Genomic DNA, 14,557 nt, shown 5'->3' on the forward strand with positions numbered 1-14,557 from the left:
GAGAACAAACCCATGGCACAGAAACCCATGACCAAGACCCAACTGGTTGCCGCCCTGGCCGACGAGATGGGCAGCGACAAGAAAACCGCAAGCGCTGCGCTGGATGCAATCGCTTCGGTCGTGACGAAAGAAGTTTCCAATGGTGGCGCCGCCACCATCCCCGGTGTTGGCAAGGTCTATTGCCGTGAACGGCCCGCCCGTATGGTGCGCAACCCCGCAACGGGCGAGCAGATCCACAAGGATGCCGACAAGGTGGTCAAGGTGACCATCGCGAAAGCCCTGAAAGACAGTGTGAACGGCTGATTGCCGACGCAGGCAAGACATGAAAGGGTCGCCCGGTTGCGGGCGACCCTTTTTCATTGAGGTAAGGCAATCACGATGGACCTGCGAGCGATCCTGCTTGGTCTTGGCTTTGCGCTGATCTGGTCATCGGCCTTTACCTCGGCCCGGATCATCGTGGAGGCCGCGCCGCCGCTGACCGCCCTCGTGCTGCGATACGCGCTTTCCGGACTTGTCGGTGTCGGTCTGGCGGTCTGGCTTGGACAGACATGGCGGATCAGCCGCGGCCAGTGGCGGGCGGTGCTGATTTTCGGGGTGTGTCAGAACGCGATTTACCTGGGTCTGAATTTCGTGGCGATGCAATGGATCGAGGCGTCGCTGGCCGCGATCATCGCATCGACCATGCCGCTTATGGTTGCGGCCGCGAACTGGATCGTGTTTCGCGAAAGATTGCCGCTCATGGGGGTACTCGGCCTGTGTGCGGGGTTTGGCGGAGTCGCTCTGATCATGGGCGATCGTCTGACCATGGGCGCGGACGGGGTTGGTCTGGCCCTTTGCCTGCTGGGTGCGGTGGCCTTGACCGTTGCGACCCTGGCCGTGCGCAGCGCGTCGTCGGACGGGAAGAACCTGCTGATGATCGTGTCGCTGCAGATTCTCGTGGGCGGTCTGGCGCTTCTGCCCTTTGCTGCGGCGCTGGAGCCATGGTCGGTGATCTGGTCCTGGCAGCTGATCGTCGCGTTCCTCTACACCAGCTTTGTCCCCGGTCTTCTGGCCACATGGATCTGGTTCATTCTGGTGGGCCGCATCGGACCGACACGCGCCGCGACTTTTCATTTCCTCAACCCGTTTTTCGGTGTCGCGATAGCCGCACTGCTGCTCAGCGAGCGTCTGGGGCTGGCCGATGTGATCGGCGTGGCAATCATCGCAGGCGGTATTCTGGCCGTTCAACTGGCCCGGGTGAAGGCTTAGCGGCCGCAACCGGAGACCCGTCCGCGCCCCGCAAAGTCCGGAGAGTTGGACGCCTGCAGGGGTCCCCATGGCGGCGCTGATGGTCGAACACCAGGTACAATTCGGCTGAACTGTGGCAGACCTGCCCGGCGGCTCCGGTGGCCGGTATGGAATGTGGCACGGCCCGGGATCAAACCGGGGGCGCATCGGTCGAGATCACCCGCAGATTGTCGATCGCCCAGCTCGCGGTATCGACATCCTCCGACAGGGTGGAGCCGAAGCCGATCCGCAAGGTTTCGCCGGGGGTTTCGGCAATCACCTGAACCTGAACCGTCTGGTCCTCGGCCCCGGGGGTTCCGCTTGCATAGCCCCGGTCCGGGCGGTTGGCGGGCCGGGCGCTGGTTTCGACCCTCACGCCGTCGACAGCGTGCAGCGACAAGGATTGCCGGGCCATCATTTCCGGCCGCGTGGTGAAGCTGCGCCGTGCAATGGCGGTGCCATTCATGTAAAACACGACCTCCTCCAAGGCCCAGTCATCTATGGCGTGGAGGTCGAAACTGATCAGAACATGGGAGCGGCTTGTGTCGAGATCGTAGGTCTTGGACACGGTTTCGACGCCATTGCTGCCGCCGAAGCGCCCCAGTATGCCGCCGAAGCCAAGCGCGCTGTCCTCGAAATGGCCGCCCTGCCAGCCGGGCGCGCCCGAGGCGAAATCCTCTGCCGCGACAAGGCTGTCGGCCTCACTGAGAATGGGAACACCGCTCAGGTTCCATCCGGTGGCGGCATCCGCCCCGCCAAACCCCGATTTGATCGCTGCGCCGGAAGCCAGACCAAGAGCCACAAGACCTGCAAATGCCAGGGACCAATCCACCGACACGGCGCCAGCCCGCCGCGCGGCATTACTCAAAAACAACATAAGACATCCTTTAATATACCCCAATTTCGACGCATTTCGTTGAAACATGGCCAAATAAAGGCAAGAAGATGGCGCATTCCGCGCATTGTCGCCGCAACGGAAACCGTTAACCTTAACGCTCGGGACTGTAGGTGAACTCCGTGGAAACGAACTGTTTACGGAGATATTCGGCGGGCTTTCTCAGACCGCGCAGGGCCTCCCCGTCACGCGGCTTCAGCCGATACCGGAAACAATGGCTCGTGTCAGATCCCTGAACAGTCCCGGCGATGCGAGATCGGTCTGAAGTCCGATCGACAGGTCTTCGACACCGGATGCGACCGCCGAAACCGTCACGAGGGCAACGCCTACGCAGGCAACCGTCAGCACGGTCCATCTGAGTTTCAGCGCGCCGGCCTCCGACAGAATGAAATCTGCAATTCGCAATTTACCGCTCCAGCCAGCCGCCCCTGGCCGCAGTCATGCCCTCAGATTCGGGCGAAATCATGTGGCTGGTATGGCCGGCAGATGAAAGCGGCGCTCACCCGATACGTCCCCCGGCATCGCCCACCTGCCCGCGATGCAGCAGGAGATGGTCCAGCAGGACACAGGCCACCATCGCCTCCCCCACGGGGACCGCGCGGATACCGACGCAGGGGTCATGACGCCCCTTGGTGACGATCTCCGTCGCTTCGCCCGATTTGGTGATGGTCTTGCGCGGGGTGAGAATGCTGGAGGTGGGCTTGACCGCAAAGCGCACGACAACATCCTGACCTGTCGAAATGCCGCCCAGAATGCCGCCAGCGTGGTTGGAACTGTAGATCGGGCCATCGGGGCCCATGGAAATCTCGTCGGCATTCTCGCTGCCGGTCAGGGCCGCGGCGGCCATCCCGTCCCCGATCTCGACGGCTTTGACCGCGTTGATCGACATGCAGGCGGCGGCCAGATCGGTATCCAGCTTGCCATAAACCGGCGCGCCCAGACCGGCGGGCAGGCCCGAGGCCGTCACCTCGATCACAGCGCCGACGCTGTCGCCGGATTTGCGCAGCGCATCAAGGTAGCCGGCCCAAAGCTCGGCGGCCTGCGCATCTGGCGTCCAGAACGGGTTCCGGTCGATCTCGGCAAGATCGATCCGGGTACGGTCGATGGGATGCGGGCCCATCTGCACCATGTATCCGGTGATCTTCACGTCGGGCAGCAGCATGTTGAGCGCCGCGCGGGCGACACCGCCTGCGGCCACCCGCGCTGCCGTCTCGCGCGCGGAGGATCGCCCGCCACCGCGCGGATCCCGGATGCCGTATTTCTGCCAGTAGGTGATGTCCGCATGGCCGGGGCGGAACTTCTCGGCGATCTCGCCATAATCCTTGGACCGCTGGTCGGTGTTGCGGATCATCAGCTGGATCGGTGTGCCGGTGCTGCGGTCTTCATAGACGCCCGAGAGAATCTCGACCGCATCGGCTTCGCGCCGTTGGGTGGTGTATTTGCTCTGTCCGGGTTTGCGCCGGTCCAGCCAGCGTTGCAGATCGGCCGGCGCGACCGGGACACCGGGCGGGCAGCCGTCGATCGTTGCGCCAAGTGCGGGCCCGTGGCTTTCGCCCCAGGTCGTGACGCGGAAGAGATGGCCAAAGCTGTTCAGTGACATCGGAAAACTGCCCTAGGTTGCTTTCCGGAGTTAGCCGCAGAAAGCCGGAATGCCAAGGGTCAACCGGTTCCTCAAAACTTGTTTAACGTTAAACTATTTTCCCGGGGAGCAAGATTCGCCTTGCGGTCCGCGGGTATCGCGGATACCGCTAGAGCCACCTCGGGGTGGCCCATCGGGCCTGAGATGCAGCATGCGAACCCGTAGAACCTGAACCGGTTAGGACCGGCGGAGGGAAGGTAAAGGCCCAGGGTCTCAGCCTCACTTCGCCCGGCGCAATGGAGGCGTGAGATGAGACACACCATCATGGCAACGGCGTTTTCCCTGATCGCAGCGGCGGCTGCGGCGGATACTCCCGTATTGTCGATTTATTCCTATGACAGTTTTGTCGCCGAATGGGGGCCCGGCCCGCAGATCGAGCAGGCTTTCGAAGAAACCTGTGGCTGCGACGTGCAGTTCACGGGCGCGGGCGACGGCGCGGCACTGCTGGCGCGGGCCCGGCTTGAGGGCACGAATTCGGATGCCGATGTGGTTCTGGGCCTGGATACGAATCTGATGGATGCGGCCATGCAATCCGGCCTTTTCGCCCCCCATAATGTGACCGTCCCGGAGCTGACCCTGCCCGTGGAGTGGGAAAGCGAGACGTTTCTTCCCTATGACTGGGGTTACTTCGCCTTCGTTCACAACACCGATATGCAAGACGTGCCCGGCAGCTTTGCCGAGCTTGCGGAAAGTGAGGCGCGGATCGTGATCCAGGATCCGCGCTCCTCCACTCCCGGTCTGGGCCTGCTGATGTGGGTCGAGGCGGCCCATGGTGACGAGGCCGGCGCGATATGGAGCGGCCTTGCGGACAATATTGTGACCGTCACGCCCGGCTGGTCCGAGGCCTATGATCTGTTTCTTGAGGGGGAGGCGGATATGGTGCTGTCCTACACCACCTCTCCGGCCTATCACCTGATCGCGGAAGAGGATGACAGCAAGGCCGCCGCCGCCTTCGAGGAAGGGCATTATCTTCAGATCGAGGTGGCCGGCATGCTCGCAGGCAGCGATCAGCCCGATCTGGCCCGCGCGTTTCTTGACTTCATGCTGACGGAAAGATTTCAGTCCATCATTCCAACCACGAACTGGATGTATCCGGCAGCCTTGCCTGTGGATGCCCTGCCGGACGGGTTCGATACCCTGATCATGCCGGAGCGGGCGTTGCTCTTCGACCCGGCCACCGCGGCAGCTCTTCGGGATGATGCGGTGAATACATGGCTGACCGCGCTCAGCCGCTGACATTCCTGCAAGGCCTCGGCGGATGCGTTGCCGCCGGGGTCGCGCTCGTTCTTCTGGGGCCGCTCGCAGCCGTCGCGCTGCGGGCTGAGGAGGCCGCGCGGCTGACCGGCGCTGACTGGGCCGCGATCCGATTTACGGTTCTTCAGGCGCTTCTGTCCGCGGCTTTGAGTGTTGGTCTGGCAGTTCCGGTCGCGCGTGCGCTTGCACGGCGTGTGTTTCCGGGCCGGCGGCTTCTGGTGACGCTCATGGGCGCGCCATTCATCCTCCCGGTGATTGTGGCCGTTTTCGGCTTGCTTGCGGTGTTCGGACGGAATGGCTGGTTCAGCCAGGCCCTGGATCTGGTGGGTTTACCGCCGATCGAGATCTACGGGCTGCATGGCGTCGTTCTGGCACATGTCTTCTTCAACCTGCCGCTCGCCGTGCGGCTGTTCCTGCAAGGCTGGCTGGCGATCCCGACGGAGCGGGTGCGGCTTGCATCCTCCCTTGGCTTCACGGCTCGGGATATCCGGCGTCACTTCGAGCTGCCGATGCTGCGCGCCACCGCGCCTGGCGCCTTTCTCGTGATTTTTCTGATCTGCACCAGCAGCTTTGCCGTGGCCCTGATCCTTGGCGGCGGGCCCCGGGCGACCACGATAGAACTGGCGATCTATCAGGCCTTCCGGTTCGATTTCGATCTCGGCCGGGCGGCGATGCTGGGTGCCGTGCAGGTCGGCATCTGTGCCGTGGCCGCACTTCTGGTTCTGCGTTTCGCAATCCCGCGTGCCCTTGGCGGCAGTCTGGATCGCGAGCCGATGCAATGGGAGGCGTTTGCGGGGCGCGGGCGGTTTGCCGACGGGCTGATCATTCTGCTGGCCGCGCTTTTTCTGGTCTTGCCGCTTCTGGCGCTTGTGGGCCGGGGCGTGGACGCGATGGCGGGGCTGCCGCCTTCGGTCTGGCACGCGGCTCTCCGTTCTCTTGTTCTGGCCACGGCATCGGCGGCGCTGGCCCTGGCGCTTGCGCTGCCCATGGCCGCCCTGATGGCGCGGCGGACACGCACGGGGCTGGAGTTGATCGGCGCGCTCAGCATCGCGATCTCGCCACTGGTGATCGGCACCGGGGCATTCCTGATCCTGAACCCGATCGCGAACCCCGTGGCGCTGACCTTGCCGATCACTGGCCTTGTCAATGCGCTGATGAGTCTGCCCTTCCTGCTGCGCGCCCTGCTTCCGGCCATTCAGCAGGCCGAAGCCTCTCAGGGCCGTCTGGCCGATGCGCTCGGGCTGAAAGGGGTCGACCGTTTGCGTCATGCGATCCTGCCGCGCATCTGGCCGTCTCTGGGATTTGGCGCGGGCCTCTCGGCGGCTCTGTCGATGGGGGATCTGGGGGTGATTGCGCTTTTCTCGTCGCCCGCTCAAGGAACGCTGCCTCTGGAGATGTACCGGCTTATGGGATCGTATCGCACCGACGACGCGCAGGGTGCGGCGTTGCTGCTTCTGGCGCTCAGTCTCGCCCTGTTCTGGGTTTTCGACCGGGGAGGGCGGTTGCGTGCTACGGCTTGAACATACTGTCACGAAGCTGGATGGCTTCACGCTGCGGGCCGATCTGACGGTGAAACCCGGCCGCCGGCTGGCCATTCTGGGCGCATCGGGCAGCGGGAAATCCACGCTGTTGAACCTGATTGCCGGTTTCGTGCTGCCGGATGAGGGGAACGTCATCATCGGTGGGTTGGACCGTAGCCGGGCCAGCGTCGCGGACCGGCCGTTGAGCATTCTGTTTCAGGACAGCAACCTGTTTCCGCATCTGAGTGTTTTCGACAATGTCGCCCTTGGCCTGCGCAGCGATCTGCGGCTGGATGACGATCAACGCGCCCGCGTGTCGGACAGCCTTGCGCAGGTGGGCATGGACAGGATGGAGAGCCGCTTGCCCGGGTCTCTGTCGGGCGGGCAGCAATCGCGGGTGGCGCTGGCCCGGATGCTGCTCAGGGACAAACCGCTGGCTCTGATGGACGAGCCGTTTTCGGCGCTCGATCCGGGCCTGCGGCGCGAGATGCTGGATCTGGTTGCCGCATTGTGCGACCGGACAAAGCTGACCCTTGTGATGGTGACGCACGACCTGCGGGATGTGTCCGGGCTGTGTACCGATCTTTGCCTGCTGGAAAACGGACGGATCGTGCTTCAGGGCCCGCTGGATGATATTCTGGCCGACCCGCCGGCGCTGATCCGGCCCTGGCTCTGAATGCAAAACGCGCCCCCCGGGGGGCGCGTCTTCTTCCGATCCGGGAGTTTGCTTACTCGGCCGGTGTATCCGACCTGGTCCGGTGCTTGACCGGGGCCCAGATGCGTTTGTTGGTAAGGTACAACAGAACGGACAGGATCGTGAGAAGGATGACGGATACAAAACCCATCTGCTTGCGCTCCATCATCTTCGGCTCCGCCGTCCACATCAGGAATGCGGCCACGTCCTGTGACATGCTCACCACATCATTGGGCGAGCCGTCGTTGAACTCCACGGCCCCGTCCCAAAGCGGCGGCGCCATGGAGATCAGACCCCCCTCGAACGTCTCGTTCTCGTAGAGGATGGTTCCGGCCTGCTCGACCTCCTCACCGGTGTAATAGACCAGCAGGGACGCGATGTATTCCGCGCCGCCGATCCCCCGGAAGAGCGGGTTCAGCGCAAGCCCCGCAGGCCCGTGAAACCCGGCGCGTGCCTTGGCCATCAGGCTGAGATCGGGCGCGGTTTCCAGGTTGGAGCCCGGGAAGTGGTCGTTCGGCGTGGCCGGGCGCCAGTCTTCGATGGCCGGGTCATAGATTTCGAAGAACTCGGCGTAGGCGCGCACCTGTTCCTCGGGCAGTCCCGGGCCGTTTTCATCCCCAAGGGTGCGGATCGGCACGAACTGCAAGCCGTGGCAGGCCGCGCAGACCTCGGTGTAGATCTGCAATCCGCGCTGCAGCTGGTTCTGGTCATAGGTTCCGAACGGCCCCTCGAAGGAGAAGTCGTAATCGGTCACATGACCTGCGCCGCCTGCCGCGATGGCCCCCCCGGTTGAAAGGGCCAGCGCCGTCAGTGTGCTAAGGGCAAGGTTCCTGAACATGTCAGCGTCGTCCTTTCTTCACTCAGCCGGGTTGGAGACCGGAGCGGACGTGCCGCTCTGTGCCTCGGGGCCGTAATGGGCATTGAAGTCTTCTTCGATCGTCTCCGGCTGCGGCAGCGGTTTCTCGATCACGCCGAGGATCGGCAGGATGAGCAGGAAATACGCAAACCAGTAAGCCGAGCCAACAAGCGCGATATAGGGATAAATCCCTTCCGCCGGTCTTGCTCCAACCCACATCAGAAGGAAGAAGTTCAGGATGAAGATCCAGAAGAACCACTTGAACATCGGCCGGTAGCGGCCCGAGCGCACCGAAGAGGTGTCGAGCCATGGCACGAGTGCCAGGACCACGATCGCGCCGAACATCGCGATGACGCCGAAGAAGGCCGCGTTCACGATACCACCGGTCAGGAAGCTGGCCGCGATCACGACCCAGACATCGCCGTCGAAGGCCCGCAGAACCGCATAGAACGGCAGGAAGTACCATTCCGGCACGATATGCGCGGGCGTAATCATCGGGTTCGCCTCGATATAGTTATCGGGGTGGCCGAGGAAGTTAGGCATGAAGCCCACCACGGCGAAGAAGCCGATCAGGATCACGGCGAGCGCAAACAGGTCCTTGATCACGAAATATGGCCAGAACGGCAGCGTGTCCGCATCGGCCTCTTTCCGCGACGTGCGGCGAACTTCGACACCTGTCGGGTTGTTGTTGCCCGTGGTGTGGAAGGCCCAGACATGCACGATCACCAGGCCCAGGATCACGAAGGGCAGCAGGTAATGCAGCGACAGGAAGCGGTTCAGCGTGGCGTTGTCCACCGCGGGCCCGCCCAGAAGCCAGGTCTGGATCGCGTCGCCCACGAAGGGGATGGCGCCGAAGAGACCGGTGATGACCGTGGCCCCCCAGAACGACATCTGACCCCAGGGCAGAACATAGCCCATGAAGGCCGTGGCCATCATCAGCAGGTAGATCAGCATGCCGATGATCCATGTGATTTCACGCGGGGCCTTGTAGGAGCCATAATAGAGACCACGGAAAATATGCATGTAAACCGCGATGAAGAACAGCGACGCGCCGTTCTGGTGGATATAGCGCAGAGCCCATCCGCCGTTCACGTTGCGCATGATGTGCTCGACCGAGGCGAAGGCCATGTCCACATGGGGTGTGTAGTGCATGACAAGCACGACGCCGGTGATGATCTGCATCACGAGGCAGAACACCAGCACGATCCCCCAGATCCACATCCAGTTGAGGTTCTTGGGTGTGGGGATCATCAGGGTGTCGTACATGAGCGACACGATCGGCAGGCGCCGGTGGAGCCACTTTTCGCCGTTGGACTTGGGCTCGTAATGGTCGTGGGGAATTCCGGACATGTCTTCCTCCTTAACCCAATAGAATGGTTGTTTCGTCCACGAAGGACGCGACAGGAACCGGAAGGTTTTCCGGAGCGGGGCCGCGACGGATGCGGCCGGATGTATCGTAGTGAGACCCGTGGCAGGGGCAGAACCAGCCGCCGAAATCGCCCGCGCCGTCGCCAAGCGGGACGCAGCCGAGGTGGGTGCACACGCCCCACATCACCAGCCACTCGCCGGTGTTCTCGCTGTCGCCGAAGGGGGCCAGGGCGCGGTTTTCATCCAGCGCCTCGACCTCTCCCTCGATATTCGGGTTCCGCGCGATCGGGTCGACAAGATCGTCCAGCGGGACGGCCCGGGCTGCCTCGATCTCGTCTTCGGCCCGGTGACGGATGAAGATCGGTTTGCCGAGGAACAGAACCGTAAGCTGGGAGCCGACCGGAACGTCGGCGATATCCACCCGCAGAGTGGACGCGGCCTGCACGTCGGCCGAAGGGTTCATCTGGTTGACCAGCGGCCAGACAGCGGCGCCCGTCGCGACGGCACCTACACCGCCTGTTGCATAGAACAGAAAGTCGCGGCGCGAGCTGTGAGGATCTTCTGCATGTGACACGGTGCGCGTCTCCCTCATCATGGGCCCGGTACGCGGGCCGGAATAGGCTGTAGGGCGACGGAATCCGTCCGCCGCCCATCTTGGAGGTGTTTATGGAATGCGAGTATAGCCGTCCAGCGGACAAACGCGCGCAGCCGGGCCGAAGTGTCGCAGGGAAAATCACGCTTTTTCGCGGGAAATGACGATATCGGGGCGGATTTCGGGGTTCTTTGCCTGTTTCGTTCCAATTGTCTGGTTTGATAAGAGCATATCCGGGCGCAGGCGCGACCCCGGAAAAAGAGGCGCAACATGGCCAATCATCTTTGCGACGCGCTTTTGCGGCACGCATCCTGTCGGCCGGAGGCCATTTTTGCGACGGATGCCGATGGCCGGGTTCAGACACTCGGGGAACTGGCGGATGGGGCGGCGCGCATGGCAGGCGTGCTGCGCGGGTTCGGCGTTTCTCCCGGCGAGCGCGTCGCGGTACAGGTGGACAAATCGCTTTCGGCGCTGGAGCTCTATCTTGGAACGGTCATGGCGGGAGGTCTCTTTCTGCCGCTCAACACGGCCTATACCGAGACGGAGCTTTCCTATTTTCTGAACGATGCCACGCCACGGGTCTTTGTCTGCGATCCCGCGAAATCGGAGACGCTGCGCGCCGCCGCCAGGCAGGCGGGTACGCAGACCCTCCTGACCCTTGACCGGCGGGGTCAGGGTACGCTGACCGATGCGCAAGGCCAGGCCGCCCCGATGGCATCGCCCGTTCCGCGCGGCCCCGACGACATGGCCGCGATCCTCTATACCTCCGGGACCACTGGCCGCAGCAAGGGCGCGATGCTCAGCCATCATGCGCTGCTGTCGAACAGCCGGACCCTTGCCGGTCTCTGGCGGTTCACGGAAAGCGACGTGCTGATCCACGCGCTGCCGATCTTTCATACCCATGGTCTGTTCGTGGCGAGCAATGTGGCGCTGCTGTCCGGGGCGTCCCTGATCTTTCTGCCCGGGTTCGACGCCGATACCATTCTGGAGGCGATGCCGAACGCCACCACGATGATGGGTGTGCCGACCTTCTACACCCGGCTCCTCGCCGATCCGCGCCTAACGCCGGACCGCGCGGCCAATATGCGCCTTTTCATCTCGGGTTCGGCTCCGCTTCTGGCAGAAACGCATCGAGACTGGGAGCGGCGCACCGGCCATCGCATTCTGGAGCGATACGGGATGACGGAAACGAACATGAATACATCCAACCCCTATGACGGCGAGCGTCGCCCGGGCACCGTGGGGTTCGCCCTGCCCGATGTCGAGCTGCGGATCATGGGCGAGGACGGGGCCGAAGTACCCACCGGTGAAACGGGCATGATCGAAGTGCGTGGCCCGAATGTCTTTTCCGGCTATTGGCGGATGCCCGAGAAAACCGCCGAAGAGCTGCGCCCGGACGGTTGGTTCATCACCGGCGATCTGGGCCGGGTGGATGCGGATGGATACATAACGATCGTGGGCCGCGCGAAGGATCTGATCATTTCCGGCGGTTTCAACATCTATCCGAAGGAAGTGGAAAGCCTGATAGACGATCTGCCCGGCGTGCTGGAAAGCGCCGTGATCGGGGTGCCGCATCCGGATTTCGGGGAGGCGGTGGTGGCCATTGTCGTGGCGGACGGATCGGCAGACCTGACCGGGTCCGGGCTGCTTGCGGGTATCGCCGGGGATCTGGCCAGGTTCAAGCACCCCAAAAAGATGATCTTCGTCGACACCCTGCCGCGCAACACGATGGGAAAGGTGCAAAAGGCGGCCCTGCGCGAGACGCATGCCGGCCTGTTCGACGGCTAGAGCGCGCGCGTCATATGCCGGTGCGGAATGCCGGCATCCTCGAACTCCGGCCCTTCGGCGACAAAGCCCAGCCTTTCGTAAAACGGGATCGCGTAGGTCTGCGAATCCAGTGTTGCGGTCGCGATGCCGCCGGCCTTCAGATCCTCCAGGATCGCCTGCATCAGCTGCATGCCGAGGCCCGTGCCGCGATGGGCCCGCATAACGGCCACGCGCTGGATCTTGGCCACGCCATCGCCCATCGGCAGCACCCGCGCGGTGGCTGCGGGGCCGTCCTCATTCTCGGCAAGGAAATGCAGGCACTGGTCGTCCAGCCCGTCCCATTCCTCGGCCGCGGTGACCCCTTGCTCGTCTATGAAGACCGTCTGGCGGACCATATGGCATCCGGCCATGTCATCGGCGGTCGTAACGCGGAACACTCTCATGCAGCGGGTTGCACCGTGCCTTGCATGGACGGACGTTCGGCAAAGGCTTCATACCAGGCGGCCAGACCGTCCCGACCCTTGCGCCAGTCGTTGGCGCCATGGCGGAAATCGAGATACCCAAGGGCGCAGGCCACGGCGATCTGCCCCATATCCAGGGGCCCGTGAAGATGGCTCATCCAACGGCTTTCGAGCGCGTCGAGAGCCCGGGTGATCTTGGCCCACTGCGCATCGAGCCAGGGTTGATACCAAAACTCTTCCGGGCGGAGGCGCTTTTCGTAGACCGAGGTCACTGCGGCATCCATGATGCCTTCGGCCGTCGCCTCCAGTGTCAGCGTCTCCCAAAGCCGGGTTTCGGGATAAAGGCCCGCCTGCGCCCGGTGGTCCAGAAATCGTGTGATGACCCGGCTGTCATAAAGCGTCGGGCCGCCATCGCGGATCAGGGACGGGATTTTGCCAAGCGGGTTGGCCGCGGCCGCCGCCGCGGCGGTATCCATCGGCGTCGTCGCCACTTCCGTGAAGATCACGTCGTCCTGCCCCGTTTCGGCCAGAACAACAAGGCATTTGCGGACGAAAGGAGAGGCCGGAGAGCCGAGAAGTTCCATCATTTCAGACGCCTGACCTTGATACGGGCGAAGCCGGTTGCATCGATTTCCACGCCCGGGCCGGTCTGCCCGAACCGGTAGGTGCGGGTCCAGCGGGCGGAGCCGTTGACCTGCTCGTCATCGCGGCGCAGGCATAATCCTTCGGGAGTTTCGTCCATCGCGTCTTCGACGCGCTGATCCCGGCGCGCCGGCGCTGCATAGCGCGCGGCGGCATAGGCGACCAGAGCCACGGACCCGTAACGGAGGGCGAATCCGGCGATCGGGGCAACGGGAAGCGGCATGGGATCCTCCTGCTTTTTGGCGTTTGTTCATATGTAGGACGCAAGCGCGTGGCTGTCTATTCCGCAGTCCGGACACCCAGCATCAGGGCGGCCAATAGGGCGGTCTCCTGACCAATGGGCGATGCATTCAGATGCCGGGCCGCGGCCTCGCGCACCGCGTCCGGCTTGTTCTGCCCGAGCTTCCATGTCCCGTGCACCTCCGCGATATCGAAGCGAAACGGCAAGATCTGCCGCATCATCCGCTCCAGCACGTCTTTCGTCATCTTGTCGGCGGTCCAGACGGGTTTGGGGCGCAGCATTTCCTCGAAATGGCCCGAGAGCTTGTCCAGCTGCGCCCGCATCAACCCGTGATCCATCGGGTGCAGCGTTCCGCGCAGATGCACGGCCACGTAATTCCATGTCGGAACCTGATCGGCCACCGCGTACCAGTCGGGCGATATGTACCCGTCAGCCCCGGTGACCGCGATCACCGCCGGCGTCGGCGCGGTCACCGCGCGCGCAATCGGGTTGGAGCGCACCAGATGCAGCTCAGCCTCCTCCCCGGTCTCGTTCAGAATGAACGGAATATGGGAGATCAGGGGGCCCTGGTCCGCATTGATGCTGAGGGTCCCGAACCCACGCTCGCGGGCGAAAGTCAGATTGCGCGTCCGGGGCTCGGACCGGAAGGCGGGGTTGGGATGCATCGCGGGGTCTCCTCTTCTCATGACCTTGCCGATCGGTGCCGTATAGGCAAGAGCGGCTCAGGCGGGAAAGACGATCTCCGCATCATCCGGCGCCCATTGAGGATGTTTCGCCATGACCGCTGCAAGGCGCTCGGACGCCAGAAAGCTGTCCAGCCAGCCGCGCACATCCGCACCCGCCTCCGCATCGAACCGCGTCTTGTCGATCATCGCGAACTGGCGGATGAACGGCAGGATCGCCAGATCGGCCAGACTGGGCGTTTCACCGAAGAGCCACGCACTGCCGTCCAGATGCGCATCGAGCGCCGCGATGAACGCCATCGCCCGCGCTCTTTCCGCCTCGGCGTCGAGATCGGGATAGCGGCTGGCGTATTTCGTATGGTCCAGCGCTGATTTGAACGGGCCGTCACACTCGGCGATCAGCGTCATCCCGGCGTCTGGCATATCCAGCAATTTTTCCGGATCGTTCCGGTCAAGCGCCCAGAGCATGATATCGAGGCTTTCATCGATGCTCTCGCCGTCATCCCTCACCAGACAGGGTACCGTGGCGGAAGGGGATGCGGCGAGAAATGCCGCCGGCTTGCTGCGCAGAGCCACCTCGCGAAGCGCCACTCTGACGCCTGCGCTGGAAATCGCCAGCCGTGCGCGGATTGCGTAGGGGCAGCGGCGGAAGGAATAGAGAATGGGAAACGGCACGGGC

General features: G+C 63.4%; 17 protein-coding genes and 1 riboswitch. Of the genes, 6 read left to right on the forward strand and 11 right to left on the reverse strand.

What is annotated here, in order from left to right; genetic code table 11:
- Nucleotides 1-12 precede the first annotated feature (12 nt).
- Together ACQ651_RS17160 and ACQ651_RS17165 are read left to right on the forward strand one after the other, a co-directional pair.
- Nucleotides 13-303, forward strand: coding sequence for an HU family DNA-binding protein (locus ACQ651_RS17160; RefSeq protein ID WP_121896054.1), 291 nt, complete (start codon nt 13-15; stop codon nt 301-303).
- Between the two features lie 75 nt (nt 304-378).
- Nucleotides 379-1,248, forward strand: coding sequence for a DMT family transporter (locus ACQ651_RS17165; RefSeq protein ID WP_227286307.1), 870 nt, complete (start codon nt 379-381; stop codon nt 1,246-1,248).
- A gap of 169 nt (nt 1,249-1,417) precedes the next feature.
- On the opposite strand, the gene ACQ651_RS17170 is transcribed toward ACQ651_RS17165, so the two are convergent.
- From ACQ651_RS17170 to aroC, 3 genes are all read right to left on the reverse strand, one after another.
- On the reverse strand, nt 1,418-2,143 hold the full coding sequence (locus ACQ651_RS17170; RefSeq protein WP_430449956.1) for a hypothetical protein: 726 nt from the start codon (nt 2,141-2,143) through the stop codon (nt 1,418-1,420).
- A gap of 213 nt (nt 2,144-2,356) precedes the next feature.
- Complete coding sequence (locus ACQ651_RS17175; protein WP_227286305.1) at nt 2,357-2,566, reverse strand: hypothetical protein; 210 nt, start codon at nt 2,564-2,566, stop codon at nt 2,357-2,359.
- A gap of 94 nt (nt 2,567-2,660) precedes the next feature.
- Nucleotides 2,661-3,761 (reverse strand): chorismate synthase, encoded by a 1,101-nt coding sequence (gene aroC / locus ACQ651_RS17180; RefSeq protein WP_430449957.1) that lies wholly within the window; start codon nt 3,759-3,761, stop codon nt 2,661-2,663.
- 150 nt (nt 3,762-3,911) lie between these two features.
- Nucleotides 3,912-4,012, forward strand: a riboswitch (TPP riboswitch).
- Nucleotides 4,013-4,049: 37 nt separating this feature from the next.
- Between aroC and thiB the strand changes: the two genes are divergently transcribed.
- The 3 genes from thiB to ACQ651_RS17195 are packed head-to-tail and all read left to right on the forward strand — an operon-like array spanning nt 4,050 to nt 7,250.
- A complete protein-coding gene (thiB, locus tag ACQ651_RS17185) occupies nt 4,050-5,036 on the forward strand; it encodes a thiamine ABC transporter substrate binding subunit (RefSeq protein ID WP_430449958.1) in 987 nt (328 codons plus the stop codon).
- Nucleotides 5,012-6,574 (forward strand): thiamine/thiamine pyrophosphate ABC transporter permease ThiP, encoded by a 1,563-nt coding sequence (locus ACQ651_RS17190; RefSeq protein WP_430449959.1) that lies wholly within the window; start codon nt 5,012-5,014, stop codon nt 6,572-6,574. The genes thiB and ACQ651_RS17190 overlap by 25 nt, the downstream gene beginning before the upstream one ends.
- Entirely contained in the window at nt 6,561-7,250 is a 690-nt protein-coding gene (locus ACQ651_RS17195) for an ATP-binding cassette domain-containing protein (RefSeq protein WP_430449960.1), read from the forward strand. The genes ACQ651_RS17190 and ACQ651_RS17195 overlap by 14 nt, the downstream gene beginning before the upstream one ends.
- A 52-nt stretch (nt 7,251-7,302) precedes the next feature.
- Here the strand turns inward: ACQ651_RS17195 and ACQ651_RS17200 are convergent, their stop codons facing one another.
- Genes ACQ651_RS17200 through petA form a run of 3 tightly spaced genes read right to left on the reverse strand, consistent with a single transcriptional unit; the run spans nt 7,303 to nt 10,066 of the window.
- Entirely contained in the window at nt 7,303-8,106 is an 804-nt protein-coding gene (locus ACQ651_RS17200; protein WP_121896062.1) for a cytochrome c1, read from the reverse strand.
- A gap of 18 nt (nt 8,107-8,124) precedes the next feature.
- Entirely contained in the window at nt 8,125-9,474 is a 1,350-nt protein-coding gene (locus tag ACQ651_RS17205) for a cytochrome b (RefSeq protein WP_430449961.1), read from the reverse strand.
- 10 nt (nt 9,475-9,484) lie between these two features.
- Nucleotides 9,485-10,066, reverse strand: a complete 582-nt coding sequence (gene petA / locus ACQ651_RS17210) for a ubiquinol-cytochrome c reductase iron-sulfur subunit (RefSeq protein WP_227286299.1) — start codon at nt 10,064-10,066, stop codon at nt 9,485-9,487.
- 288 nt (nt 10,067-10,354) lie between these two features.
- On the opposite strand from petA, the gene ACQ651_RS17215 reads away from it, so the two are divergent.
- A complete protein-coding gene (locus ACQ651_RS17215; RefSeq protein ID WP_430449962.1) occupies nt 10,355-11,872 on the forward strand; it encodes a malonate--CoA ligase in 1,518 nt (505 codons plus the stop codon).
- Here ACQ651_RS17215 and ACQ651_RS17220 read toward each other — a convergent pair.
- The 5 genes from ACQ651_RS17220 to ACQ651_RS17240 are packed head-to-tail and all read right to left on the reverse strand — an operon-like array spanning nt 11,869 to nt 14,553.
- Nucleotides 11,869-12,294 (reverse strand): GNAT family N-acetyltransferase, encoded by a 426-nt coding sequence (locus tag ACQ651_RS17220; RefSeq protein WP_430449963.1) that lies wholly within the window; start codon nt 12,292-12,294, stop codon nt 11,869-11,871. The genes ACQ651_RS17215 and ACQ651_RS17220 overlap by 4 nt on opposite strands.
- The gene (locus ACQ651_RS17225; RefSeq protein ID WP_227286533.1) at nt 12,291-12,896 is read right to left on the reverse strand and encodes a glutathione S-transferase family protein; all 606 of its coding nucleotides are present in this window, start codon (nt 12,894-12,896) and stop codon (nt 12,291-12,293) included. Before ACQ651_RS17225 ends, ACQ651_RS17220 begins: the two co-directional genes overlap by 4 nt.
- Nucleotides 12,896-13,177 carry a hypothetical protein gene (locus ACQ651_RS17230; protein WP_227286293.1) on the reverse strand — a complete coding sequence of 94 codons (282 nt, stop codon included), beginning with the start codon at nt 13,175-13,177 and terminating at the stop codon, nt 12,896-12,898. The genes ACQ651_RS17225 and ACQ651_RS17230 overlap by 1 nt, the downstream gene beginning before the upstream one ends.
- Nucleotides 13,178-13,233: 56 nt before the next feature.
- On the reverse strand, nt 13,234-13,860 hold the full coding sequence (locus tag ACQ651_RS17235; protein WP_430449964.1) for an FMN-binding negative transcriptional regulator: 627 nt from the start codon (nt 13,858-13,860) through the stop codon (nt 13,234-13,236).
- A gap of 57 nt (nt 13,861-13,917) precedes the next feature.
- Complete coding sequence (locus ACQ651_RS17240; protein WP_227286289.1) at nt 13,918-14,553, reverse strand: glutathione S-transferase; 636 nt, start codon at nt 14,551-14,553, stop codon at nt 13,918-13,920.
- Between the last annotated feature and the right edge of the window lie 4 nt (nt 14,554-14,557).

It is taken from the genome of Rhodophyticola sp. (genome assembly GCF_965284195.1).
GTDB lineage: Bacteria > Pseudomonadota > Alphaproteobacteria > Rhodobacterales > Rhodobacteraceae > Rhodophyticola.

Excerpts from the sequence above, each read along its gene's own strand:
- thiB (WP_430449958.1), top strand. The coding sequence starts at position 4,050 with ATGAGACACACCATCATGGCAACGGCGTTTTCCCTGATCGCAGCGGCG.
- ACQ651_RS17220 (WP_430449963.1), bottom strand. The coding sequence starts at position 12,294 with ATGAGAGTGTTCCGCGTTACGACCGCCGATGACATGGCCGGATGCCAT.
- ACQ651_RS17230 (WP_227286293.1), bottom strand. The coding sequence starts at position 13,177 with ATGCCGCTTCCCGTTGCCCCGATCGCCGGATTCGCCCTCCGTTACGGG.
- ACQ651_RS17165 (WP_227286307.1), top strand. The coding sequence starts at position 379 with ATGGACCTGCGAGCGATCCTGCTTGGTCTTGGCTTTGCGCTGATCTGG.
- aroC (WP_430449957.1), bottom strand. The coding sequence starts at position 3,761 with ATGTCACTGAACAGCTTTGGCCATCTCTTCCGCGTCACGACCTGGGGC.
- ACQ651_RS17205 (WP_430449961.1), bottom strand. The coding sequence starts at position 9,474 with ATGTCCGGAATTCCCCACGACCATTACGAGCCCAAGTCCAACGGCGAA.
- ACQ651_RS17170 (WP_430449956.1), bottom strand. The coding sequence starts at position 2,143 with ATGTTGTTTTTGAGTAATGCCGCGCGGCGGGCTGGCGCCGTGTCGGTG.
- ACQ651_RS17215 (WP_430449962.1), top strand. The coding sequence starts at position 10,355 with ATGGCCAATCATCTTTGCGACGCGCTTTTGCGGCACGCATCCTGTCGG.
- ACQ651_RS17190 (WP_430449959.1), top strand. The coding sequence starts at position 5,012 with ATGGCTGACCGCGCTCAGCCGCTGACATTCCTGCAAGGCCTCGGCGGA.
- ACQ651_RS17225 (WP_227286533.1), bottom strand. The coding sequence starts at position 12,896 with ATGGAACTTCTCGGCTCTCCGGCCTCTCCTTTCGTCCGCAAATGCCTT.
- ACQ651_RS17160 (WP_121896054.1), top strand. The coding sequence starts at position 13 with ATGGCACAGAAACCCATGACCAAGACCCAACTGGTTGCCGCCCTGGCC.
- ACQ651_RS17200 (WP_121896062.1), bottom strand. The coding sequence starts at position 8,106 with ATGTTCAGGAACCTTGCCCTTAGCACACTGACGGCGCTGGCCCTTTCA.
- ACQ651_RS17235 (WP_430449964.1), bottom strand. The coding sequence starts at position 13,860 with ATGCATCCCAACCCCGCCTTCCGGTCCGAGCCCCGGACGCGCAATCTG.